Raw genomic sequence first — 24,193 nt, 5'->3', positions numbered from 1 at the left:
TCGTTCACCAACTCAAGGTTAGTTACTAAAAACTTTATTGATTACGTTTTGCTTGTTCAGTTTTCAAGGTTCATTTTGCCGCTGTTGTTTTTCAGCGACTTCTTTATATTAACATTTAACTCAATTCATGTCAACAACTTTTTTTAAAAGTTTTTTTCGTTCGTTGAGTTTTTTTATTATGTCTTAGCGACAATTAATATAATACAATATCAACTAATTAAAAGTCAATAACTTTTTTATAAAAAATATCGAGGTATTTTTCATACCTCGATAACTAGCATACTACAGTCCTTGCTCCATTTCTAGAGCTTCTTTATTTACCTTATAATGACGGTGGAATATCATTTCACTTTTCGCAACGATCGGTTCAATTTGAATATAACCTTTGTCCACTAGATACTCTACAAATACTTCTAAATCTACTGAGTAATTCATGAGCTCACCATGATCATGCAATTCCTGAATAGTCCAAGTATCCTTTGTTTGCATGACTTCTAAAATATGCTGAGCGCCGTCTCGAGTACGCGAATGTATTAAAAACTCACTCGCTAAAAACAATAGCTCTAATCGTTTCTCTATTGGCTCAGTACTTGTAACGAGCTCCTCGTACAATTTATAAATCGCTGGTTCTATTTTTTTCACCTGTGCCCAAACAGTTACTTCAGGATAAAGTCCACTATCAATAATGGATAAACGGCCTAAATGATGTAACGAATCTACTACATGATTATAAGCATCAAGATAGCTACCTTTATCAAAGTATTCTTTTCCTTCTAAGTAACGACGAATTAATTTTGAAAATTGAATGCCAGTTTTGATTTTACGACCACTAAACGGAAACTCCTGTAATTCAATTTTTAATTTATGAAGAAATTCATTACGATCAAATAATACTCTTCCAAAGAAAATCCAATCGACCACTTTTTTATTCGAGCCAATAAGCAACCATTTTCGTATTATTTTCTCAGTAACCGTATGTAAAGCTACTTTATTTCCTTCATATAGGTAGTGTTTCGTAAAGACTGGCTGTTCTGCTTCTTTTACGATAATAAGTAAGATTGTATCAAATGTATCTGTAACATTACTTTGTTCCTCTCGTTTTTCCACTAAAATAACGCCTAGTGTATTCGACTGACTTGCACGTTCCTGATATATTGGACGTAAAACTTGTTCCATGTTCAGTCCCCCTCTATTTGCTTGTAACCTTTTATCTTCGTTCAGTGGATGTGACGGATTTTCACCGGACTCAATTACGCCAAGGCGAGATTGATTTCGTTAAAATTTCGACATACTCTAAAAGTATTCCTTCTTTCCACGTTATCAAAGTTAAAATACTTTGTTCTTATATGTTATAGTAGATTTTAGATTGGGAGGCAAGATGATAAATGAAACCTTACAAAAATAAAATTAATAAAATCCGTTCATTCGCATTAGCACTTATTTTTATCGGCTTTGTAGTTATGTATGGGGGAATCTTCTTTAAAAACAATCCTATTCTAGTCTTAATTTTCATGACCCTTGGTGTACTTTGTATTATTGGTAGTACAGTCGTATATGCTTGGATTGGATTGCTCTCAACACGAGCCGTTCAAGTCGTATGCCCTAATTGCCATAAGTACACAAAAGTATTAGGCCGTGTAGATATGTGTATGTACTGCAATGAACCATTAACACTGGATCCAACTCTAGAAGGAAAAGAGTTCGACCAATCTTATAATAAGGCAAAAAAATCCTAGCCCTTCGATAAGAGCTAGGGTTTTTTTATTGTACTTTTGCAGATACATCTTTACACGATGGACAAGTGCCGTAAATTTCTAAACGATGCGCATGCACATCAAAGCCTGTTACTTGTGATGCAAAATGTTCAATTTCGTCGAGACCAGGATAATGAAAATCGACTATTTTTCCACAGCATTCACAAATCATATGATAATGATCGTTTGTAACGAAATCAAAGCGGCTTGAAGCATCACCGAAAGTTAGCTCTTTTACTAGACCAACTTCACGAAATACGCGAAGGTTATTATAGACAGTCGCTACACTCATATTCGGGAATTTCCCTTCAAGTGCTTTATAAATTTCATCGGCAGTTGGATGTGCCATTGTTTGAATTAAATATTCCAAAATAGCATGACGCTGAGGAGTAATACGAACACCAGTTGTTTTCAACGTGTCAAGTGCATCCTGTAAATGCATTTCAGACATCGTCATGCACCTCTTCCATAAAGATTATTAATTGATAATAGTTATAATTAGTGTATCCAATTTAACTTACTTCTGTCAACATTCATACACATTTCACTTTAACTTCTTTCAGCGGGTATTCAAACACCTGAAAGAAGTTAAAGCCTTCGGCGGATGTCACGGAAATCGGAAAGGAGTTCGCAAAGGATGTTAGTACAAAGCCGATTCCGGACCAATTATGCCGAGGCATAATTGATTTAGGATTGTTGCTTCAATAACCTCTTGATAAATCCAGCCTATTTTCTACATCTGTTTCACCACGTAACCACTTCTCTAAATTCGGCTTAAAAATCGCTAAGCTACGTTCAACATAGCGAGATGAGTGACTTGAAATATGCGGAGACACAATGACATTCGACAAAGTCCATATTGGATGATCCGCAGCTAAAGGCTCTTGTTCAAATACATCTAAAACAGCGTAACCAATTTCACCTGTTCGAATGGCATGCATCAAAACAGTCTCTTCTACTAAGTTCCCACGACCAAAATTCATAAAAATGGCGTCATTTTTCATCGCTTTAAAATGGTCTGCTTTCAATAAATGTGTCGTCTCTTCTGTTTTAGGTAAAACTGAAATAACAATATCAGCATTAGGTAAAGCTTCGGCTAATTGATCAAAACTCACCATCTCATTCATATATGCCGCTTCGTTCCCTGAACGGTTACAGCCAATTGTCGCAACACCAAAAGCTTGCAATAAGCGACCTACTTCCGAGCCAATAGCTCCAGGCCCCAAAATAAGTGCTGTGCTATCTCGCAACTCGGTTTGTTTCGCTTTTTTTGACCACTCATTTTTCTTCTGCTGTTCATACACCCATGGTAGTGCGCGCTTAATCGCTAAAATATGAGCAAGCATTGATTCTGCCATTGGCGTTTTATGAATGCCACGCACATTCGAAACTACTATTCCTCGGTCAATAATGGCTTGAGCTGGCATTTTTTCGATTCCCGCTGAAGCTACAAAAATCCATTTAACCTTTGTCGCATACTGAATATTTTCATCATTTAAATCTTCACCATATGTCACAAGCACATCCGCTTCTTGTAGCTCATTATTTGATAAACCATTTTCAAAAACAAAATCCACTTGTGGAAATTCTTCTACTAGTGGCTCACGTAAATCTGGTCTTGGTTCAAACGTAAAATAAATTCTCATTGCTTCGCCTCCCATTCTGCTAAATATGTATATACTTCTTCAATATGATTTTTTACACGTACTTTACGCCAAGCCTTTATCAAATTTCCTTCTGTATCAATTAAAAATGTTGATCGTTCAATCCCCATATATTCACGTCCATACATCTTCTTCAGCACCCAAACTCCATATGCCTCTGCCACGGCATGATCCTCATCCACTAATAGTGAAAACGGTAATCCATGTTTATCTATAAATTTGATATGCCTTTTAGCTTCGTCAGGACTAATACCAAGCACAACTGCATTTAATTTACTAAAATCCTCATGCTTATCACGGAAGTCACAAGCCTCTGTAGTACAACCTGGTGTCATATCTTTAGGATAAAAATATAAAATAACATTTTGTCCTTTAAAATCCGCTAACTTTACTACTTCTTCTTTTTCATTCATAAGGGAAAAATCCGGTGCTTTTTTACCTTCTATTAAAGCCATATCAATCTCCTCCTCTGTACGCTTTATTTTACTCTAAATAGCAAAACAAATCATATCCCTTAATTTCTTTGGATTTCTTGCACTGATAGGTCTACAATAGATGAAGTATAAAGATTTAGGAGGCAATATATATGAATCACACAAAATCTGAAGCAGTACACGCAGAAGCGCTACAGCATATCGTTGGTGGTGTAAATAGCCCTTCTCGTTCTTATAAAGCAGTCGGCGGAGGTTCACCTGTTGCTATGGCTCGTGGGAAAGGTGCTTATTTTTGGGATGTTGATGGCAACCGTTATATCGACTATCTAGCAGCTTATGGTCCTATTGTTACTGGTCACGGTCACCCACATATCGCAAAGGCTATTACACACGCAGCTGAAAATGGCACTTTATTTGGGACTCCAACTGAATACGAGGTTACTTTTGCTAAAATGCTTAAAGAAGCAATGCCATCTATGGATAAAGTGCGCTTTAATAACTCTGGTACAGAAGCTGTCATGACAACAATTCGTGTAGCACGTGCTTATACTGGCCGTACGAAAGTTATGAAATTTGCTGGATGCTACCATGGTCACTTTGACTTAGTATTAGTAGCTGCTGGTTCTGGTCCTGCGACATTAGGTACGCCAGACTCAGCAGGTGTTACAGCTTCAACAGCCGAAGAAGTAATTACAGTACCATTTAACAACCCTGAAGCATTTACAGAAGCAATGGAAAAATGGGGCGATCAAATCGCAGCCATTTTAATAGAGCCTATCGTTGGGAACTTCGGTATTGTAGAACCTAACCCTGGCTTCTTAGAATTAGTGCATGCTACAGCGAAGGAAAAAGGTGCCTTAACTATTTACGATGAAGTTATTACTGCTTTCCGCTTCCACTACGGCGGTGCCCAAAACTTGTTAGGCTTAACACCTGACTTAACAGCGCTAGGCAAAGTAATCGGTGGTGGTTTACCAATCGGTGCATACGGCGGCCGCAAAGAAATTATGGATACAGTTGCTCCACTAGGTCCTGCCTATCAAGCGGGGACAATGGCAGGAAACCCTGCCTCCATGCAAGCTGGTATTGCCTGCCTAGAAGTATTACAAACTCCAGGTATTTATGATGAAATGGATCGTCTTGGAGCTATTTTAGAGGAAGGTATCCTGACTGCAGCCAAAAAACACGACGTAACAATTACTGTTAATCGCCTTAAAGGTGCTCTTACTATTTACTTTACAGATGTGAAAGTAGAAAACTATGAGCAGGCTGAAAACTCAAACGGTGAAATCTTTGGACGCTTCTTTAAATTAATGCTTGAACAAGGCATTAATTTAGCACCATCAAAATATGAAGCATGGTTCTTAACAACAGAGCATACAGAAGCTGATATTGTTGAAACAATCAAAGCTGTAGATATTGCATTTTCACAATTGTAATTGTAAAGGCTAAACGCCTAGTGCGTAACGCAATTTATAATAGCATCTAGATTATCTAACTTTTAAAGACGACTCCCATGCGAGTCGTCTTTTTCTTTAAATGGACATACAAATCTATGTATTTTATGAGCACTTCCTTCTATAATGTAAAGAAGCATTAATTATGCAGCCTAAGTCCCTCTATTTCAGCGGATGTCTTTTGTACCGAAAGCATAGCGACAGGTACAGATGATGTTTGAACACCTGCTGAAAAGCAACTAAGTCTTTATTTATCTATCCACCTATTGAGGTGGGAGACTTCAAGTAGTTAAAATTTTAGACAGAAAGGACATCCATTTTCTATGAAATTAGGTGCCCGTGTATTTAAAACTGGTGTTGCCATCGTGTTTGCACTATTTATCGCTGAGTTACTAGAGCTTCCTTCACCTGTTTTTGCAGGAATTGCAGCAATCTTTGCGATTCAGCCATCTATTTATCGCTCCTATCAAACAATTGTGGAGCAAGTACAAGCCAATATTATAGGAGCTACCATCGCGGTCATTTTTGGCCTACTTTTTAGTCACCATGTAGTAGCAATCGGCATTGCAGTCATTGTTGCTATCGGTATTATGTTGAAATTTAAACTTGAAAAGTCGTTATCTCTAGCACTTGTTACTGTTGTAGCTATTATGGAGATTCAAGGAGATGACTTTCTTACATTTGGTCTTATTCGCTTTCTTACCATATTAGTTGGGGTATTAGCAGCATTTGTTGTCAACTTGTTCTTCCTACCGCCCAAATATGAAGTAAAGCTATTCCGTAAGATTTACTTTTTACAAGATGATATCATTCGATGGACGCGACTTGCTGTTCGTCAAGCATCTGAGCATACTTCTACTAAAGAAGCATTAAGCAAATTTAAGTCTCGTATGCAACGTGTTGATACACTGTATGATTTTTATAAGGAAGAGCGTAATTACTTTAAAAATAAAAAATTTGTAAAAGGACGTAAATTAGTTGTGTATCGTCAAATGATCACAACGTCGAAGAAAAGTTTAGAGCTTCTTCATCGTCTTCATAATCATGAAAACGAATTAGCACAGCTCCCGACACAATTCCATTTAATGATTCAAGAGCGGCTTGATTTTCTCCTAACTTACCATGAGCAGCTACTGTTAAAATACACAGGGAAATTAAAGCCCGAACATTCGGAGTGGAGTAAAAACATCGATTATGTTCAACGTAACGAGTTAATGGAAATATTCATCAAGCAGATCAGTTATGCGCATGACGAAGGCGATACAGAATTTTCGAGCTATCACTTGCTTTATATTTTATCGCGTATTTTAGATTACGAAGAAAACCTAGAGCATTTGGATACGCTCATTGTGTCGTATCAAACTCATCATGGTCATGAAATCAATGTGGAATTTGAAGAGGAATTTGTTTAACTTCTTTCAGCAGATGTCTTTTGACCGAAAGCGAAGCGATAGGTACAAGTGTTTTTGTAGGGAAAGGAAGCGTCAGCTACAGAAGTTAAAGCCTCCGGCGGATGTCACGGAATCGTAAATGATTTCTTAGGGGATGTTAGCCGCCTAAAACCATCGCATCCATGCGATAACGGCTAACTGACCTGCATCGGTAAAAACGCCACGTCCTGTGGCATTACCAAAATGACCGACATCGTGTCGGCCCTCGTGCAGGCCTAAGTACAAAGCCAATTCCGGACGCAATTATGCCAAGGAATAATTGATTAGCTAAAAAGGGCGAAGAGTTGGCACGATGTCCATCTCTTCGCCCTTTTTTATTAGCTTTTCATTTTCGGATCAAGCGCATCACGTAGGCCATCACCCATGAGATTAAAACCGAGAACCGTTAACATAATAGCTAAGCCTGGGAAAATCATCGTCCACGGTGCCTTTAATAAATATACGCGGGCATCCGCCAGCATTTTCCCCCATTCTGGTGCAGGTGCTTGAGCTCCTAATCCAAGGAAGCCTAGTGCTGCCGCTTCAATAATTGCTGTCGCTATCGCTAGTGTTCCTTGTACGATGATTGGCGTCATCGAGTTTGGCAAAATATGCGAGAACAAAATTCGCGAGTCACGCATTCCAATCGCCTTTGCTGCTACGATATACTCCTCTTCTTTAACACTCAATACTTTCGATCGAATTAAGCGCCCAAAATTCGGTACGTTAATAATAGCAATGGCAATCAGTGCATTTTGTAATGATGGTCCAAGTACTGCTACTACCGCAATCGCTAGTAAAATACTAGGGAATGCTAACAAAATATCGAAAATACGCGAGATTATCGTATCAACCCATCTTCCATAATACCCCGCAATAATGCCAAGGAAACTACCTACAATAACAGAAAGAATAACCGATAAAAAGCCTACTTTCAAAGAAATTTGGGCTCCATGAATAACTCTAGAGAAAATATCCCGACCAAAGTCATCCGTTCCAAACCAATGCTCACTTGATGGTGCCAATAAACGCATCGAAAGGTTTTGTTCATTCATTCCTTCAGGAGCAATCTGTGGACCAAATATAGCAAGAAAAATAAAAAATAGTACAATACCTGCACCTACCAGGGAGATTTTGCTCTTTTTAAAGCTACGCCAGCCTTCTCTCCAAGGACCTGCCGCTCGTTCACGCCTTGGTGCTGCTTCTGTTTTTACATCCATGGCTCCAGTCATTATTGCTTCCCCCCTATTTGTACTTAATCCGCGGATCAATCACTGTATACAGTAAATCCACAATTAAGTTAATCATGATAAAAATAAAAGCAATTACTAAAATACCTGATTGAATAACAGGATAGTCACGGAAGCCAATGGCATCATATATATAACGACCAATTCCAGGCCAGCTGAAAATTGTCTCTGTTAAAATAGCACCACCTAGTAGCAATCCAGTTTGCAACCCTATGACAGTTAACACTGGGATAACTGCATTTTTCAATGCATGCTTATAAACAACAATAAACATTTTTTGCCCTTTTGCTCTAGCGGTGCGTACATAGTCAGAGCGCATTACTTCAAGCATAGACGACCTAGTCATTCTTGCAATAATCGCCATTGGAATTGTCGCAAGAGCCATGCCTGGTAATACTAATCGTTTTACTACTTCAGTAAATTGATCAAAGCGGCCTTGTATGAGCGTATCTAGTAAATAAAAATGAGTAATGGCGGTTATTGGATCTCGCACATCTTCTCGCCCAGATGTCGGGAACCAGCCAAGCTGATTACTGAAAGCCCATTGTTCCATTAAACCGAGCCAGAAAACTGGTACAGACACCCCGACTAAAGCAACTACCATTGCCACATAATCGAACCAAGAATTTTGGAACCATGCAGAAATAATGCCTGCATTCACGCCAACAATCACTGCAATAATCATGGCAAACAGCGCTAGCTCAGCTGTTGCCGCTAAATACGGGAAAATTTCCTCTGATACGGGTAATTTAGTACGTAATGATACTCCTAAATCCCCCTGAAAAATGCCACCTAAATAACTAAAATATTGTGTATACCACGGCTTATTTAATCCTAAACTTGCGTTTAACGCTTCGACCGCTTCTTTCGTTGCCTGCTGCCCTAAAATTACTTGTGCTGGATTACCAGGAATTGCACGAATTAACATGAAGACGATGAAAGTCATTCCAAGCAAAACTGGGATTAGTTGAGATAATCGTTTCCCCATATAGTGAAGCATTTTTTTCACCCCTCTGTTATTTTCATAATATACTTTTGCACGAAAAGCATTGAGGTCTTTACACATACTGTAGAAAGGGTCAGCTTTCACCAACAAAAGAATCCGCTAGATTTCTACGGCTTACCCGCAGAAAGCAAGCAGATTCTTTAAAATTTCTTCTCTTCTTAAATTAAAACCTGTTGGGATAGCCGTTTAAACCTACTTCACATCTACTGTATCTAAGCGGTCAGAACCTGTCGGATGTGCAACATAGTTTGTAACTTTAGTATTAGCAGCTAAAATTGGCGTAGAGTGAGCAAGCGGAACCCATGGTGCATCTTTAGAGATAATCACTTGCGCTTGCTTGTAAAGGTCATTACGCTTGTCCTCATCCATTTCAGTTTGTGCTGCAACAAATAATTCGTGAACTTCTTTGTTGTCATAGAATGTATAGTTGTTAGAATGAATATTATCTCCGTCTAATAAAGTGTAAAGGAAGTTATCTGCATCCCCGTTATCACCTGTCCAACCAAGTAAGAACGCATCTGCCTCTCCATTTTCCGCCTTTTCTAAATAGGTAGCCCATTCAAACGTTACAATCTTAGATTTCATACCAACATCTGCTAAATTCTTCTGAATAGCTTCTGCAATTTTTTGACCGTCAGGCATGTACGGACGTGGTACAGGCATTGCCCATAGCTCGATTTCTTTACCATCATAGCCAGCTTCAGCTAATAATGCTTTTGCTTTTTCCGGATCATAGTCATAGCCTTCAACCTCATCGTTGTAGCCTGCAATTATTGAAGGCATCGGATTTTTTGCTGTCTCGCCTAAGCCTTCATAAAATGCATCTACTAATGCTTGCTTATCGATTGCATGATTTACGGCTTGACGAACCTTTACATTATCGAACGGTGGACGAGTTACTGTTAATCCAAGATAACCAACATTCATAGACGGACGTTCGATTAATTGTAAATCTGCATTTGATTCGATTGAAGCTTTATCAGATGGACTTAAGCCATCAACTACATCAACCTCAGCGTTAGTTAATGCATTGAATCGTGCGGAATTATCTGGAATAGAACGGAAAATAACTTTATCTAATTTCGGCAAATCTGCAATACGGTAATCAGGGTTTTTCTCAATAGTGATAGAATCATTTCGTTTCCACTCTACAAATTTAAATGGACCAGTACCTACTGGATGATCTTTAAGTGCCTCATCATCCTTTTCAAATGCTGTTGGTGAAGCAATAGCAAATGGTGACATCGCTAAGTTTTTCAAGAATGGTGCTTGTGGCTGAGCTAGTTTAAATATAACTTTATAATCCCCATCAGCAGTGATTGACTCAATTACTGGCTTTTCGTTTACCGTAAATTGAGAAGCGTAATATGGGAATTTATCAGCACCACCAGCTTTCCAGCGCTCAAAATTTTTCACGACTGCTTCAGCATTAAAGTCAGTACCGTCATGGAACTTAACCCCTTCTTCAAGTTGCATAGTATACGTTAACCCATCTTCTGAAGATTCCCAAGATTTTGCTAACCCTGGGTGCAGCGTTACATCGTTCTCTCCAAAGTTAATTAGAGTCTCATAGATATTAACGGTAACTTTAAACGATTCACCTTCTGTTACTGTCGCTGGATCAAGTGCAGTAGAATCGCCACCACGACCATATACTAATGTTTTTGGTTCACTACTGCTAGTTGAGTCACCACCACTTGATGTATCTTTACTACCCGTATCCTTAGAATCTGAACCGCCACAAGCAGCTAAGATTGTCGAGAGAACAAGGATAAGCATTACACCCAAAGTCCAAAGCTTTTTTTTCTTCATTCGATTTCCCCCTAAGTTTTTTTATATCATTGAATGTTGGTTTGCATCGTAAAGATGACAAGCAACATAATGACCAGGTTTCACCTCTTGCATTTTCGGAACTACTTGAGAACATTCTTCTTTTTTAAATGGACATCTTGTATGGAAAGTGCAACCACTTGGTGGATTCGAAGCACTCGGAATATCTCCAGAAATAACAACCTGTTCACGTTCAAACGTAGGATCTGGAACAGGTACCGAGGATAGCAACGCCTGTGTATACGGGTGAAGTGGCTCAGCATATAAATCTTCGCTTGCTGTCATCTCCACTAATTTCCCTAAATACATCACACCTACACGATTACTAATATGGCGTACAACCCCTAAATCATGGGAGATAAAAATATAAGTTAGCTTTAAATCCTTTTGTAGGTTTTGCAATAAATTCAATACTTGAGCCTGTATAGATACATCAAGAGCAGAGACAGGCTCGTCCGCAATAATCAAGCGCGGATTCGTCATCAGTGCACGGGCAATGCCGATACGCTGCCTTTGACCACCACTAAATTGGTGTGGATACCGTTTCACATGATATTCATTTAACCCAACAATTTCGAGAAGCTCTAACACTTTCTTCTTCCGTTCTTTTGCATTGCCCATTCCATGAACAATAAGAGGCTCCTCCAATATCTTCCCAATATTATGTCTAGGATTAAGAGAGGCATAAGGATCTTGGAAAATCATTTGAATATCTCTACGGGCCTTGCGCATTTCATTATTGGATAATTCAGAAATCACCTTTCCTGCGAATTCAATTTTGCCCTCAGTTGGCTCAAGCAATCGCATTAAAAGTCGACCAGTCGTTGATTTACCACACCCGGACTCACCTACAATACCTAATGTTTCTCCTTCAAAAACTTCAAAGGAAACATCATCTACTGCCTTTACGTCCCCAACTTGTTTATTAAGGACCCCCTTCCGAATGGGGAAGTATTTTTTTAAACCATCAACTTTCAATAAAGTTTTCGACATGTTGCTCCACCTCCTGTTTCTCTAGTAAAAAGCATCTTGATTTATGCTGCTCTCCTGCTTCATATAAAGGTGGCGTTTCTTGTACACAGCGTTCCATCGCAAATTCGCAACGTGCTGCAAAACGGCAGCCTACCTGAATACTTCCGGGTTTTGGTACACTGCCTGGTATAGAGTAAAGGTTGTCCTTCTTATAACGCATATCTGGTACAGACTTAATAAGTCCTTGTGTATAAGGGTGCTTCGGATTAACGAATATCTCCTGAATAGGCGCCTCCTCAACTATCTGACCTGCATACATCACAATCACTCGCTCGCATGTTTCTGCCACAACACCTAAATCATGCGTAATTAATAAAACAGCTGTATTTAAACGTTTATTTAAATCTTTCATCAGCTGCAAGATTTGAGCTTGAATCGTAACGTCTAGTGCAGTAGTCGGCTCATCAGCAATCAGCACCTTCGGATCACAGACAAGCGCCATCGCAATCATGACCCGTTGTCGCATTCCCCCAGATAGCTGATGTGGATAATCTTTTAATAATTCCTTAGCACGAGGTAAACCTACAAGCTTCATAATTTCAACTGCCCTTGCAAAGGCTTCTTTTTTCGACCATTTTGGATTATGGATTAAAATCGCTTCTTTTAGCTGATCCCCAATTGTAAACAAAGGATTCAAGGATGTCATAGGTTCTTGGAAAATCATCGCCACATCTTTCCCACGAACTTTCTGCATTTGTTTATCAGATAATGTTATGAGGTCTTTGCCATCTAACCGTATTTCTCCCCCGGTTATTTTTCCAGGCGGTGACGGTATTAACCCCATAATGGACAGGGATGTAACACTTTTTCCACTCCCCGATTCCCCTACTATCCCTAATATTTCTCCCTCATGAACAGAAAAATCAATATTATCTACGGCAGGAATTTGTCCATCATCTGTAAAAAAGGTTGTCTGTAGGCCTTTTATTTCTAGCAGCTTTTTTCTCATGATCAATCTCCCATCGTCCTATATTTTTACTTAATCACTATAACTATCACTTAATTCCCTATTTTCAGATAATTCTAACCAAAAAACATCGCTCTTTCAATCATAATTGTTCTGCAATAAACATAGATTTTCTACATCGTTCGAGTTTTATATTAATAATGTCTTATTAATTAATACTAATTTATAAATAAGACAAAAAAATAGCCTTCCTTTTATACTTAAACGGAAGGCTATTTTTAGATTATTGACTCATTCCTAAAATATAGAGATGACACTTTTGTTAAAACGTATGTCCCGAGAATAAATTGAGCGGAGGCTGGGTAACTCCAGGAAAGCGCTCAGCCGGAACGGAAATCAACCACACATTATGATGATGTATCAATCTAAATGCTGTACCTGGAATAAACTAAAGTAGGTGCCCTCTTTTTGCATTAATTGCTCGTGCGTACCACTTTCAATTAATTGTCCATGATCTATAACAAAGATTTTATCTGCATGTGTAATCGTAGAAAGTCGGTGAGCAATTATTATTGTCGTACGTTCATGTGCAAGTACATCCAATGATTCTTGAATAAGTGCCTCACTTTCTAAATCCAATGCAGAGGTTGCTTCATCTAGTATTAAAATAGGAGGATTTTTTAAAAACACACGAGCGATCGCTACCCGCTGCTTTTGTCCACCTGATAACTTCACTCCGCGTTCCCCAACCTTTGTGTCATAACCATCTGGTAAGCTCATAATAAAATCATGTGCATTCGCTGCTTTTGCCGCAGCAATAACCTCTTCATCAGAAGCATCTGGCTTGCCCATTAAAATATTTTCTTTTACGGAATCACTAAACAAAATATTATCTTGTAGGACTATTCCAATTTGTGAGCGTAATGAATGTAGAGATACATCACGCACATCATAATCATCAATACATACGGTGCCACTCGTTGTGTCATAAAAACGAGGAATTAAACTAATGATAGTTGATTTTCCTCCACCACTCATTCCTACAAACGCAACTGTCTCTCCAGGATTAATTGTAAAATTAATATTGTTTAAAATTTGTGAGCCCTCTTCTTCATATTGAAAGTTCACATTGTCAAAACGAACTTCACCTTTTATCCGAGGTAGCTCTAACGCATTGGCCTTGTTTTTTATCTCATAAGGTTCATCTATTAATTCAAACATTCGATCCATTGATGCAATGGACTGTGTTAACATTGTTGATGAACTTACAAGGCGACGAAGTGGACCATAAAGTCGTTCGATATAGGCAATAAAGGCAACCATCGTCCCAATTGAAAGAGGTCCATTAATAACCTGATAACCTGCATAAGCAATGACTAGGAGTGGTGCTACATCCGTGATTGTATTCACCACTGCAAACGATTTAGCATTCCATCTCGTGTGATCCAGCGCTTTCTCTAAAAATTCTCCATTTGCTTCATCGAATAACTTTTGCTCATGTTTTTCTAGCGTGAAGCTTTTAATAATACTCATTCCAGCTACACGTTCATGTAAGTAACTTTGCACCCCAGCTAGTGCTTGTGACCGTTTACGTGTTAAAGACCGAAGCTTGCCAAAGAAGAACTTTACGCTAAACGCATAGAATGGGAAAGCAATCAATGCTACTAGCGTTAGCTTAACATCCATAGCAAACATAATACCGATTGCAATAACAATTGTCGCAAGGTCCAGCCAAACGTTCATCAGGCCTGTCATAATAAAGTTTTTTGTTTGTTCTACATCATTAATCACTCTTGAAATCACATCGCCAGCTCTTGTATTGGCATAATATCTTAAACTTAGTCGCTGCAAATGTGCATATATTTGTTTTCGAATATCGAAAAGCACTTTGTTACTGACATTTTGAGCAAAATATTGACGGTAATACTCAATCGGTGGTCGAATAATAAAGAATACAATGATCGTGCCACCTAACCAATAAAACAATTCTTTTGTCTTTTCTGCATCCGTTAAATGATCTCCAGCAATAATATCATCTAACACAATTTTTATGAGTAATGGAATAAATAACGGAATCGCAAACTTCACTATACCAATTAAAATCGTTAAAATTATTTCCCATGTATATGGTTTTACAAATCTCATATAACGTTTTATACTACCCAATTTATTATCACATCCTTATCAAAAACCATGTTTAGCAAATGCAAGGAGAACTCCTTGTATCACTTCGTACATAAAAAGAAACAGACATCCACAAAATGAATGCCCAAACGTATTATAGCAATATTTTGTTTTAAATACAGTTAATTTAGCTTTGTCACGAACTATTTTGCAATCAACTTTAATACTTATTTCCCAATAAAAAAAACCTATTAGTAAAACTAATAGGTGCAACTAATAATCATCTGCTTGCATATCGAGCTGAAACTTATATCGACTTGTCCAGGCATCGATAAAATCAGGTGCAAAGGGGCCTCTTTTTTGTTGAATCCAGCTAATTAATTTATCGACATTGCGCTTTAAAATTTTATCTATGACATCTGGATAAGACATTTCCTTACGATGTAGCTCATATTCATCCTCATCTAAGAGTGAATAAGACATATCGGGGAAAACTTTAATATCTAAATCATAGTCAATATATTTAATGGCATTATTATCGAAAACAAATGGTGAGCTTAGATTACAATAATAATACACACCATCTTCACGTAGCATGCAAATGATATTAAACCAGTACTCCGCATGGAAATAACAAATAGAAGGCTCTCTCGTTAGCCACGTTCGACCATCGGATTCTGTCACAAGTGTCCGCTCATTCGCACCGATAATGATATTTTTTGTTCCTTTTAAAACCGTTGTTTCTTGCCAAACACGGTGGATACGGCCATTGTGTTTATAACTATGTATTTGTATCGTTTCTCCTTCTACCGGTATTGCCATCTTTGAAGCCCACCTTTTCGTCTATGCTACCTTAATCTAGCAGTCTCTAGTATATTATAGCAATGTGTAGGCGAAAGGTGTAGTTAGAAAACCACAAATTTCCCTGCGCTCTTTTAAATTTGTACAAAATTTCGTTAACTAAAAGCAAATTTTATCATAACACTAACCCAATTGGAATTTTTTGTTTAAATTCATGTATTGGAGCATGGTTTAATCAGCTACCTGAGCAGTTCCCTATCACCTAAACCATTTTCTTATCTTGCTATATAAAAATTCAAAAGGAGCTGCCCTTTTTAATCTTTTCGATTGTAGACAGCTCCTCAGAGGTAAATGCAATTATGCAATTACAAAGTGTTATTCACCAAGATCTTGGTTAGTTTTATTGAAGTTACCTGAAGCTTGAGATTTTTTCTGCTCAGCTTTAGCATTTTGCTTTTGCACTTCATTAACGTCTGTTTCATAACCAAATTCTTGACTTTGACGTTGCATGTTTTTATTCGGTTGGAAATTCTGGTTGTTTTGCTTTTTCATTTTCATTCACCTCCACGCTCATTATTGTGTACCGAGGTGAATGCTTTTATGCCTAAAAATTTTATATAAATAATTTTCTAGATTAATCCTTTATTTCCTGCCAAATTTTCAGCATTGGAACGGACATTGGTAACAATTCTATTTGTTCGGGAGTCAGCCATTCGCCCTTTTCTGCTGAATTACATTTCATAAAATAGCTATTTATATGCCATGTTAAATGTGAAAAAACATGTTTAAATGTTAGCAAATCCTGTTGCGATTGAACATTCATAGCATAATCATTAATAAAAGAATCTATTGAATCTTTACCGTGCTCAAGCATTGGGAACTGCCATAGATTAGCTAGTAAACCCTCTGCTGGACGCTGCTCTAATAAAATTCGCCCTTTGTCATCTTGGCATACAAGCACATCGTATGTGAGATGCTTCATCTTCACTTTTTTAGATTTGATAGGTAATTTTTCAGGCTCGCCTTCATTAAAAGCGGTACAGTATTCCCGAACCGGACATAATAAACACTTTGGTGAAGTTGGCGTACAAATAAGTGCACCTAGCTCCATTAAGCCTTGATTGAAGGACGATGCATTTTCAGGATCAATTAGCTCTTCAACAGCCTCTTCAAAAATCTTTTTAGTCTTTGGAATAGCGATATCATCATGAATAGTAAGCACTCGACTTAAAACACGCATAACATTGCCGTCCACTGCATGTTCGGGCTTATTATAGGCAATACTTAATATAGCTCCAGCAGTATACGGACCTACGCCTTTTAATTTTGAAATCTCATGGCGATTATCGGGTACTACCCCACCGTAGTTTTCTAATACCTCGCGAACACCCGCTTGTAAGTTGCGTGCACGGGAATAATAGCCGAGGCCTTCCCAATGCTTTAATAAGTATTCTTGTGGAGCTTCCGCGAGTAATTCTAATGTTGGAAAACTTTCCATAAAACGATTGTAATAAGGAATAACTGTGTCGACACGTGTTTGCTGTAGCATCACTTCCGATACCCAAATTTTATAAGGGTCCGTCGTATGCCTCCAAGGTAAATCACGTTTCTCAACATTAAACCATTCGACTAAAGATTGTCGAAATTCTGTTACATATGGATAATTCACAGTGACCTCCAGTGTTTTTACGATTTTATTTATGATAAAAAGAGTATACAATTAAGAAAAGATCATCTGTCTAAAACGACAAAAAGCGCCATTATTTTCTAGCTTCAAGATTTTAGCACAACAGTCTTAATAGAGAAATATCAAGTATTACGGATTATTGAAATATACATGTATGCAAATTGTACTCTATTTAGATGCATACAAGGAGTGGATATTTTTGGATTCAGGTACACATTTCGTTATGGGTATAGCCCTCGGTGGTCTTGCATTAGCTGATCCCGTTGTAGCAAGTCATTCAATGACCTTTACCGCAGTAATGGCAGGTACAATTATTGGCTCACAGGCACCTGATGTCGATACAGTTTTAAAGCTGCGCAACAACGCAATTTATATTCGACATCATCGTGGAATTACACATTCACTTCCAGCAGTAGCTATTTGGCCGATCTTAATTACAGCGGTTTTAGCACTTATTATTCAAGACGCAAATGTGTTTCATTTATGGCTTTGGACATTTTTAGCTGTAGCACTTCACGTCTTTGTTGATATTTTCAACGCTTATGGTACACAAGCACTTCGACCGTTTTCTAGAAGATGGGTTGCACTTGGTGTCATTAATACATTTGATCCTATTATTTTCACACTACATTGCATCGGCATTTTGCTTTGGGCATTTGGTGTTAATCCTGTTTGGACATTTAGTATCATGTATCTCATAATTATCGTTTACTACATTTTACGATTTGCGGTCCAAAAGGCTGTAAAGAAAGCTGTACATAATACGATTCAGGATGAAGAGTATGTTATTGTAGCCCCTACAATGCGATTCTTCCACTGGCGTATTGCAGCAAAATCCAAAACGCATTATTATGTTGGCCGTGCTTATGGGCGAGCTGTTAATATTTACGATAAATTCGAAATAAAACCTTTGCCGAAAACGCCTCTTATTGAAATAGCATTGAAAGATCCCAATCTCGCTGCATTCGTGTCATTCTCACCATTGTATCGTTGGGAAATTTCTGAACTCGAAAATGGCTTAACAGAAGTAAGATTAATTGATCTGCGTTACCGTAGTGATAATCGCTATCCTTTCGTGGCTGTCGCTCATTTAAACGAGGACAATGAGATTATCACTTCATACACAGGCTGGATTTTTACAGAAGATAAACTCCAGAAAAAATTACAAGTTGGCGCAAGTAATTAAACATCAGTAAACCCTGGCCATAATTTGGCCAGGGTTTTGTTATTGTACCATATCATCACTAGCATCAAGTAAATGTGCGTATTTGGGGTTACGTCCCGCAAATGCATGCAGTTTATCAGCATAGCTGGCAATTAATTGACGCACCAAATTTTCAGTGTATTCCGTACCACGATAAGCGTAACCAGCTTTCGCAGAAGTCGATTCGAAATCACTCCATAAAAGCTCAATCCATACTCGTGCACGACCTACTGACATTTCCGGATTTTTTGCAAGTAACTCAGCTGTTAGCTTTTCAATTTTTTCATCCATTTATTTGCCCACCTTTACAGGAGATAGCATTGAAACAGGTAAAGCCTCTTGGTATTTTTCGCCCCCTAAGCGATGGCCCCATGCGAAACGTCCTTTTAAATAATCCACTTGGAAAAATTCATTTTCAGAACCGTCAATACGATACATTTCTCCAGGAATTATTGTATCTAAATCCACTAAATAAGCTGCAGCCATTAAAGCCTTGCGCTCGTATACAGCGAATTCATTAATAATGCCTAGCTGTTCCGCCTTACGTGCTTTTTCCTTTATTCTAGCTATTTCTTCACGTAGTTCATGCTCTGACATCGCAGCATAATTTTTTTCGTTCATTCCTCATTCTCCTTCTCTTCTATAAAACGATCTATAACTTCTATAGGAAACCCCTTTTGATAGAGCGCCTGCTTTATTTTCATTTTCAATTCAAAACCAGTATACTTTGATGAATACTTTTTCCAAACTTTTTCGCCTTGTACATCAAGTAGCTGTTGCCATTCATCTTCCTCTTGCTCAATCTCTATTTGACTAAGCACCTCATCAACAACACTAAAAGAATAACCTTTTCTCATTAAAAAATCTTGAATTTTAGCTTTTATTTGAGTTGGCGTTTTCTTTTTTTCCGATCGAATGACCTTTTCAGCCAATTGCGTCGCAAGCTTTACCTGCTCCCCATGACTATATGTAGCCAATACCTCATCCTGTAAGCTTTTATCAATCCCTTTTTTCATAAGGTCCTGCCTAATTGCTTTGGGTCCCTTTTTCATCGTAGCCTTTTTCGTATCAAGCAACGCCTTGGAGTAAGTTTCATCATTTAAAAAGCCATACGATTTAAGCTTTTGTATAGCCTCTAAAATAACCGCTTCCCCAAATTCTAACGAGAGCAGCTTTTTCTTAACCTCATGCTCACTGCGCATTTGATAAGATAAAAAATTTAACCCTTTATTAAAAGCTTTTCGAATCTCATCCTCATAGGCAATTTCCTGAATATCAAATTCCTCAAGCACTTTGCCCTTTGTTAACCCAAATTGAATGAGAATTGCCTCATCTACAGGAAAAGCATATTCTTCGTTCAAATATATATTATAACGTTCTGGATTGTTTTTTTGACGTGCAATCTTCGTAATAACACGCATTCGTAACACCTCACTATAACCATTATAACATTTTTCGTAAGTATTGCTTTTGAGGTATTTTCTCGGTTTGCGGTTTTCGTTCGATTCGCGGGATTTACTTCTTTTCTTCGGGTATTCTCTCCTCTTCCGCGGGTATTCGCTTCTCTTCCGCGAGTATTCGCCTCGCTTCCGCGGGTATTCCCTTCTCTTCCGCGGGTATTCCCTTCTCTTCCGCGGGTATTCACCTCGCTTCCGCGGGTATTCCCTTCTCTTCCGCGGGTATTCTCTCCTTTCGCGGGTATTGGCTTCTCTTCCGCGGGGATCCTCTCCTCTTCCGCGGGTATTCTCTTCTCTTCCGCGGGTATCCTCTCCTCTTCCGCGGGTATTCTCTCCTCTTCCGCGGGTATTCTCTCCTTTCGCGGGTATTCCCTTCTCTTCCGCGGGTATTCTCTCCTTTTCCGCGGGTATTCTCTCCTCTTCCGCGGGTATTCTCTCCTCTTCCGCGGGTATTCTCTCCTCTTCCGCGGGTATTCGCCTCGTTTCTCGCGGGTATTCATTTCTCTTACGAATGTTTGGACACCCGCGGAAAAGCAGCTTAAATCTGCATTCATCTTACTGCCTATAAAAGTGGGAGACTTCTGTACCTGTCGCTACGCTTTCGGTACAAAAAACATTTGCTGAAAAAAGTTAAATTTCTCCATTTAAAAGGGACTTTTTTAATGAAATCAAGTAGGATAATTTTTTTACAAATAACACATTCTAAAAAAAAGAAAGGATGCGTTTTTATGTGGAAACAGCATATAGTGGGATCGGTAATTGCTACTTTTATTATTGCCGCGGCAATTAGCTTTAATCCATTTTCGGCCTCTGGATCTGATGAATACAATTGGGGCTTTAAGCGAGCGAAGAACGGTGAACAAGCAGAGGCTGGAGCACAGCTTGATCAGATAGTTGAGAAATATGACGCCATTTATAAAGGGAAGCCTGATAATAAAGTTGCTTATTTAACTTTTGATAACGGATATGAAAATGGGTTTACGGAAAGCATTTTGGATACGTTAAAGAAAGAAAACGCACCAGCTACCTTCTTTTTAACTGGTCATTATTTAGAAAGTGCCCCTGATTTAGTAAAACGCATGGTTAAAGATGGTCATATGATCGGCAACCATTCATATGGGCACCCAAATATGGCGAGACTAACGCCCGATGGTATGCGCAAAGAATGGAAAAAGCTTGACGATAAACTACGTGAATTGACAGGTATTGAACGTACAACATATGCTCGCCCGCCTGAAGGTACATTTAATGCGAAATTATTAGAAGTAGGAAATGCTGAAGGTTATCGTCATATTTTCTGGTCTGTTGCCTTTAAAGATTGGGAACGGGATGTACGACGTGGCGCAGATTATGCGTATAATGCATTAATGGAACAGCTTCATCCTGGTGCCGTAATATTAATGCATACTGTTGCTCAGGATAACGCTGAAGCTCTTCCTAGGTTTATTGCCGATGCGAAAAAACAAGGCTATACATTTTTATCCCTTAACGATTTAGTTTTAGAACATGAAGATTTCCCTGTCGCTTTGCAATCGTCTACTCCTTAGTTATAATGGGGAGATGATATTAAAAGAACAGGGACGTGGAACGCTTGACGCAACAAACAACAATGGAAGTAGGACAAAAATTTCCTCTAATAATAAAAAGACTAGGTATTAATGGTGAAGGCGTAGGCTTTTATAAGCGTAATGTCGTATTTGTAAAGGGTGCCATTCCTGGTGAAGAAATTACAGCACAAGTGACTAAAACACAGCGAAATTTTGCAGAAGCAGAAGTAGTAACGATTCGCAAAGCTTCAAAACATCGCCAAGAAGCACCATGCCCAGTTTACAACGAATGTGGCGGCTGTCAGCTTCAACATATGACATATGAAAAACAGCTAATTGAAAAACGTGATATCGTCGTTCAAGCATTAGAACGTTATGCTAAACCATTAGCAACTTCAGTTGAAGTTCGTAAAACTCTAGGGATGGATAATCCATGGAATTATCGAAACAAAAGTCAATATCAAGTACGTAAAGAGGGTAAACGTGTCTATGCAGGGCTATTTGCAGAAGGTAGCAACAAGTTACTGAACATCAATGATTGCCTAGTGCAACATCCGATTACATCAAAAATCACGGTGGCAACACGGAAAATTTTACAAAAACTGAATATTACTATTTACGATGGTCGTACGCTTGATGGCTTAGTGCGTACAATTGTTGTACGTACAGGGATTCGTACGGGTGAAACGCAAGTCGTGCTTGTCACAACACGTAAGGAAATTCCACATCAAGCCGAGCTCATTGCACGTATAAAAAAAATCGACCCAAGCATCGTATCGATCGCTCAAAATATTAATCGTGAGAAAACATCATTAATTTTTGGCGACGAAACGATTGTCCTCGATGGTAAGGAAACGATTCACGAGGAGCTTGGTGAATTAGCCTTTGATTTATCAGCTCGTGCCTTTTTCCAATTGAATCCAACACAAACTGTTCATCTCTATGATGAAATCAAAAAAGCAGCAGCATTAACAGGCAAAGAAACAGTTGTAGATGCTTACTGCGGTGTTGGAACAATCGGTTTATGGCTAGCTGACAAAGCGAAAGAAGTTCGTGGGATGGATGTTATTCCAGAAAGCATTCAGGATGCACGTAAAAATGCCCGAAACCATGGCTTCAAGCATAAAAAATACGCAGTCGGCACAGCAGAAAGTGTTTTAGCAAAATGGCGCAAAGAAGGATTTACACCAGATGTTATTACAGTTGATCCACCACGTACAGGTCTAGCACCAGAGTTTATCCGCACGGTGTTGAAGCTAAAACCGAAGCGCTTTGTCTATACGTCTTGTAATCCTTCAACATTAGCGAAGGATTTAAATGAATTATCGAAGTTTTATGATGTAGAGTACATTCAGCCAGTGGATATGTTTGCACAGACGGCACAGGTAGAATGTGTTGCAAAGCTCGTGTTGAAGAATAAATAATAATGAAGAAGGACGTCTTGAGAATACTCTAGGCGTCTTTTTTTAATCGTTTTAATTTCCCCATTCATTTCATATGTAAACCCCTGAGTCCCTCTAGAAACAAAACAGGCGTCCCCTAAAAATAAGAGACGCCCACATTGTTTATTTTTCTATGTATTGCACAGCTCCAGCTGCCTGGTGGATGATGGATGGTCCAGAAAAATCGACACCTTAACCAGTTGCCCAGGATTTAAAAGATTTTTATACTTTAATTTTTTAGCTTTAATACGAAAGAACTTTGACACGTAAACTTTGGACTTTTACCTTTAACCTTTGAGCTTTCAACTCAGATTAATTAAAGTATCCTTTGAGTAAGACATGTTTCAGGTTTTAACTCGCACACATGTCTTGAAGCGCGAGCGACTTTTCGTTTTCCATTTTCGCTAGGCCATGCAAATTTAGTTAGGCTTGCACTTCAATAAATGTCGTTGCGTTTGATTCCGATAATACAGCGTCGACCTCTGATTCGAATTCTTCAATTCGACTATTTAATGCTTCCATTTTCTTTTTAATATTCATCGGATCTATTAATTCGAACTCGTTTCTTTTCATAAATGTGTCCGTATGTAATTTAACTTCCTCAGGAGATTGTTTATCTTTATTCCCTAATATATTAACTAAATACGTTTCTAGCTTTGCTGGCAACGCATCATTTTCTTTAGCAACCATATTTATCGCTGAACGATATTGCTGTTGCATGACTTCTAACAGTTCCTTTTCATATTGAATGGACTGTTTCCGTTCAATTGCTTCCGCTACAGTCATTCCTTCTTTTCCTACTATTACTTTTGTTATAGCATTGGACTCTACAACTAATGCCTTAATTCGGTTGCGATAGTAAATTAAGCTAACTACTTTATCGTATGAGGCTTGCATTTGCTTTTCATATTCTTGAATCTCTACACCATTAATTTTGCTATTGCTTTTACGATTAGCTAACACTGAACTAACCTCATTCGTTGCTGCTTCGATGCGATGATTTAGCATCTTTAATTCTGTTAATGCACGGTGAATTGATATTTTTTTATATCCAGTCATGATTTAATCTCCTCATATAATTAGTCATCTTAGCTAGTGTTCTTCTATTATATAGAGATAAAAATACAAAGTCCAAATATTACTTGTCTGCAAATTTTATTTGATTTT

At 38.3% G+C, this 24,193-nt stretch carries 24 protein-coding genes; 6 read left to right on the top strand and 18 right to left on the bottom strand.

The window, feature by feature from the left end:
• Nucleotides 1-282: 282 nt before the first annotated feature.
• Nucleotides 283-1,176, bottom strand: coding sequence for a nucleotidyltransferase-like protein (locus tag ABNX05_RS18810; RefSeq protein WP_079564329.1), 894 nt, complete (start codon nucleotides 1,174-1,176; stop codon nucleotides 283-285).
• Between the two features lie 209 nt (nucleotides 1,177-1,385).
• On the opposite strand from ABNX05_RS18810, the gene ABNX05_RS18805 reads away from it, so the two are divergent.
• Nucleotides 1,386-1,736: a YgzB family protein gene (locus ABNX05_RS18805; RefSeq protein WP_349661107.1), complete on the top strand. Its 351-nt coding sequence runs from the start codon at nucleotides 1,386-1,388 to the stop codon at nucleotides 1,734-1,736.
• Nucleotides 1,737-1,761: 25 nt separating this feature from the next.
• Here the strand turns inward: ABNX05_RS18805 and perR are convergent, their stop codons facing one another.
• The 3 genes from perR to bcp form a co-directional block, all read right to left on the bottom strand.
• Nucleotides 1,762-2,205, bottom strand: a complete 444-nt coding sequence (gene perR, locus ABNX05_RS18800; RefSeq protein ID WP_139377005.1) for a peroxide-responsive transcriptional repressor PerR — start codon at nucleotides 2,203-2,205, stop codon at nucleotides 1,762-1,764.
• A 250-nt stretch (nucleotides 2,206-2,455) separates the two neighbouring features.
• Nucleotides 2,456-3,400 carry a D-2-hydroxyacid dehydrogenase gene (locus tag ABNX05_RS18795; RefSeq protein ID WP_349661106.1) on the bottom strand — a complete coding sequence of 315 codons (945 nt, stop codon included), beginning with the start codon at nucleotides 3,398-3,400 and terminating at the stop codon, nucleotides 2,456-2,458.
• Complete coding sequence (gene bcp, locus ABNX05_RS18790) at nucleotides 3,397-3,873, bottom strand: thioredoxin-dependent thiol peroxidase (RefSeq protein WP_349661105.1); 477 nt, start codon at nucleotides 3,871-3,873, stop codon at nucleotides 3,397-3,399. The genes ABNX05_RS18795 and bcp overlap by 4 nt, the downstream gene beginning before the upstream one ends.
• A gap of 131 nt (nucleotides 3,874-4,004) precedes the next feature.
• Here bcp and ABNX05_RS18785 point away from each other — a divergent pair, with 131 nt between their 5' ends.
• Complete coding sequence (locus tag ABNX05_RS18785) at nucleotides 4,005-5,291, top strand: glutamate-1-semialdehyde 2,1-aminomutase (protein ID WP_349661104.1); 1,287 nt, start codon at nucleotides 4,005-4,007, stop codon at nucleotides 5,289-5,291.
• A gap of 341 nt (nucleotides 5,292-5,632) precedes the next feature.
• Complete coding sequence (locus tag ABNX05_RS18780) at nucleotides 5,633-6,721, top strand: FUSC family protein (protein WP_197143532.1); 1,089 nt, start codon at nucleotides 5,633-5,635, stop codon at nucleotides 6,719-6,721.
• A 356-nt stretch (nucleotides 6,722-7,077) separates the two neighbouring features.
• On the opposite strand, the gene nikC is transcribed toward ABNX05_RS18780, so the two are convergent.
• The 9 genes from nikC to mutY form a co-directional block, all read right to left on the bottom strand.
• Nucleotides 7,078-7,971: a nickel transporter permease gene (gene nikC / locus ABNX05_RS18775; RefSeq protein WP_349661103.1), complete on the bottom strand. Its 894-nt coding sequence runs from the start codon at nucleotides 7,969-7,971 to the stop codon at nucleotides 7,078-7,080.
• A 13-nt stretch (nucleotides 7,972-7,984) separates the two neighbouring features.
• Nucleotides 7,985-8,989, bottom strand: a complete 1,005-nt coding sequence (locus ABNX05_RS18770; protein ID WP_349661102.1) for an ABC transporter permease — start codon at nucleotides 8,987-8,989, stop codon at nucleotides 7,985-7,987.
• A gap of 198 nt (nucleotides 8,990-9,187) precedes the next feature.
• Nucleotides 9,188-10,807 carry an ABC transporter substrate-binding protein gene (locus tag ABNX05_RS18765; RefSeq protein WP_349661101.1) on the bottom strand — a complete coding sequence of 540 codons (1,620 nt, stop codon included), beginning with the start codon at nucleotides 10,805-10,807 and terminating at the stop codon, nucleotides 9,188-9,190.
• Nucleotides 10,808-10,828: 21 nt separating this feature from the next.
• Complete coding sequence (locus tag ABNX05_RS18760) at nucleotides 10,829-11,818, bottom strand: ABC transporter ATP-binding protein (protein ID WP_349661100.1); 990 nt, start codon at nucleotides 11,816-11,818, stop codon at nucleotides 10,829-10,831.
• Nucleotides 11,793-12,806 (bottom strand): ABC transporter ATP-binding protein, encoded by a 1,014-nt coding sequence (locus ABNX05_RS18755; protein WP_349661099.1) that lies wholly within the window; start codon nucleotides 12,804-12,806, stop codon nucleotides 11,793-11,795. Before ABNX05_RS18755 ends, ABNX05_RS18760 begins: the two co-directional genes overlap by 26 nt.
• A gap of 378 nt (nucleotides 12,807-13,184) precedes the next feature.
• Entirely contained in the window at nucleotides 13,185-14,909 is a 1,725-nt protein-coding gene (locus ABNX05_RS18750; protein WP_349661098.1) for an ABC transporter ATP-binding protein, read from the bottom strand.
• Between the two features lie 252 nt (nucleotides 14,910-15,161).
• Nucleotides 15,162-15,710, bottom strand: a complete 549-nt coding sequence (gene ntdP / locus ABNX05_RS18745) for a nucleoside tri-diphosphate phosphatase (protein ID WP_349661097.1) — start codon at nucleotides 15,708-15,710, stop codon at nucleotides 15,162-15,164.
• A gap of 354 nt (nucleotides 15,711-16,064) precedes the next feature.
• Nucleotides 16,065-16,241, bottom strand: a complete 177-nt coding sequence (locus tag ABNX05_RS18740; protein ID WP_349661096.1) for a gamma-type small acid-soluble spore protein — start codon at nucleotides 16,239-16,241, stop codon at nucleotides 16,065-16,067.
• 82 nt (nucleotides 16,242-16,323) lie between these two features.
• Entirely contained in the window at nucleotides 16,324-17,358 is a 1,035-nt protein-coding gene (gene mutY / locus ABNX05_RS18735; protein WP_349661095.1) for an A/G-specific adenine glycosylase, read from the bottom strand.
• 217 nt (nucleotides 17,359-17,575) lie between these two features.
• Here mutY and ABNX05_RS18730 point away from each other — a divergent pair, with 217 nt between their 5' ends.
• Nucleotides 17,576-18,562, top strand: a complete 987-nt coding sequence (locus ABNX05_RS18730) for a metal-dependent hydrolase (protein WP_349661094.1) — start codon at nucleotides 17,576-17,578, stop codon at nucleotides 18,560-18,562.
• 39 nt (nucleotides 18,563-18,601) lie between these two features.
• On the opposite strand, the gene ABNX05_RS18725 is transcribed toward ABNX05_RS18730, so the two are convergent.
• From ABNX05_RS18725 to ABNX05_RS18710, 4 genes are read right to left on the bottom strand one after another with little or no spacing between them, the layout of a single operon-like run.
• Nucleotides 18,602-18,871, bottom strand: a complete 270-nt coding sequence (locus tag ABNX05_RS18725; protein WP_349661093.1) for a YfhJ family protein — start codon at nucleotides 18,869-18,871, stop codon at nucleotides 18,602-18,604.
• On the bottom strand, nucleotides 18,872-19,201 hold the full coding sequence (locus ABNX05_RS18720) for a YfhH family protein (RefSeq protein ID WP_079562722.1): 330 nt from the start codon (nucleotides 19,199-19,201) through the stop codon (nucleotides 18,872-18,874). It lies immediately after the preceding gene.
• Nucleotides 19,198-20,001, bottom strand: coding sequence for a recombination regulator RecX (gene recX / locus ABNX05_RS18715; protein ID WP_349661092.1), 804 nt, complete (start codon nucleotides 19,999-20,001; stop codon nucleotides 19,198-19,200). The genes ABNX05_RS18720 and recX overlap by 4 nt, the downstream gene beginning before the upstream one ends.
• Entirely contained in the window at nucleotides 19,938-20,591 is a 654-nt protein-coding gene (locus ABNX05_RS18710; RefSeq protein WP_349661091.1) for a hypothetical protein, read from the bottom strand. The genes recX and ABNX05_RS18710 overlap by 64 nt, the downstream gene beginning before the upstream one ends.
• A gap of 174 nt (nucleotides 20,592-20,765) precedes the next feature.
• Here ABNX05_RS18710 and ABNX05_RS18705 point away from each other — a divergent pair, with 174 nt between their 5' ends.
• Nucleotides 20,766-21,584, top strand: coding sequence for a polysaccharide deacetylase family protein (locus ABNX05_RS18705; RefSeq protein ID WP_349661090.1), 819 nt, complete (start codon nucleotides 20,766-20,768; stop codon nucleotides 21,582-21,584).
• A gap of 44 nt (nucleotides 21,585-21,628) precedes the next feature.
• Nucleotides 21,629-23,008 carry a 23S rRNA (uracil(1939)-C(5))-methyltransferase RlmD gene (gene rlmD / locus ABNX05_RS18700; RefSeq protein ID WP_349661089.1) on the top strand — a complete coding sequence of 460 codons (1,380 nt, stop codon included), beginning with the start codon at nucleotides 21,629-21,631 and terminating at the stop codon, nucleotides 23,006-23,008.
• 441 nt (nucleotides 23,009-23,449) lie between these two features.
• Here the strand turns inward: rlmD and ABNX05_RS18695 are convergent, their stop codons facing one another.
• Nucleotides 23,450-24,085: a hypothetical protein gene (locus tag ABNX05_RS18695; protein WP_349661088.1), complete on the bottom strand. Its 636-nt coding sequence runs from the start codon at nucleotides 24,083-24,085 to the stop codon at nucleotides 23,450-23,452.
• Nucleotides 24,086-24,193: the final 108 nt, after the last annotated feature.

It is taken from the genome of Lysinibacillus zambalensis (genome assembly GCF_040183165.1).
Lineage (GTDB): Bacteria > Bacillota > Bacilli > Bacillales_A > Planococcaceae > Lysinibacillus > Lysinibacillus zambalensis.
The sequence above is the reverse complement of the archived record's forward strand: the minus strand, read 5'-3'. Positions and strand labels throughout refer to the sequence as shown.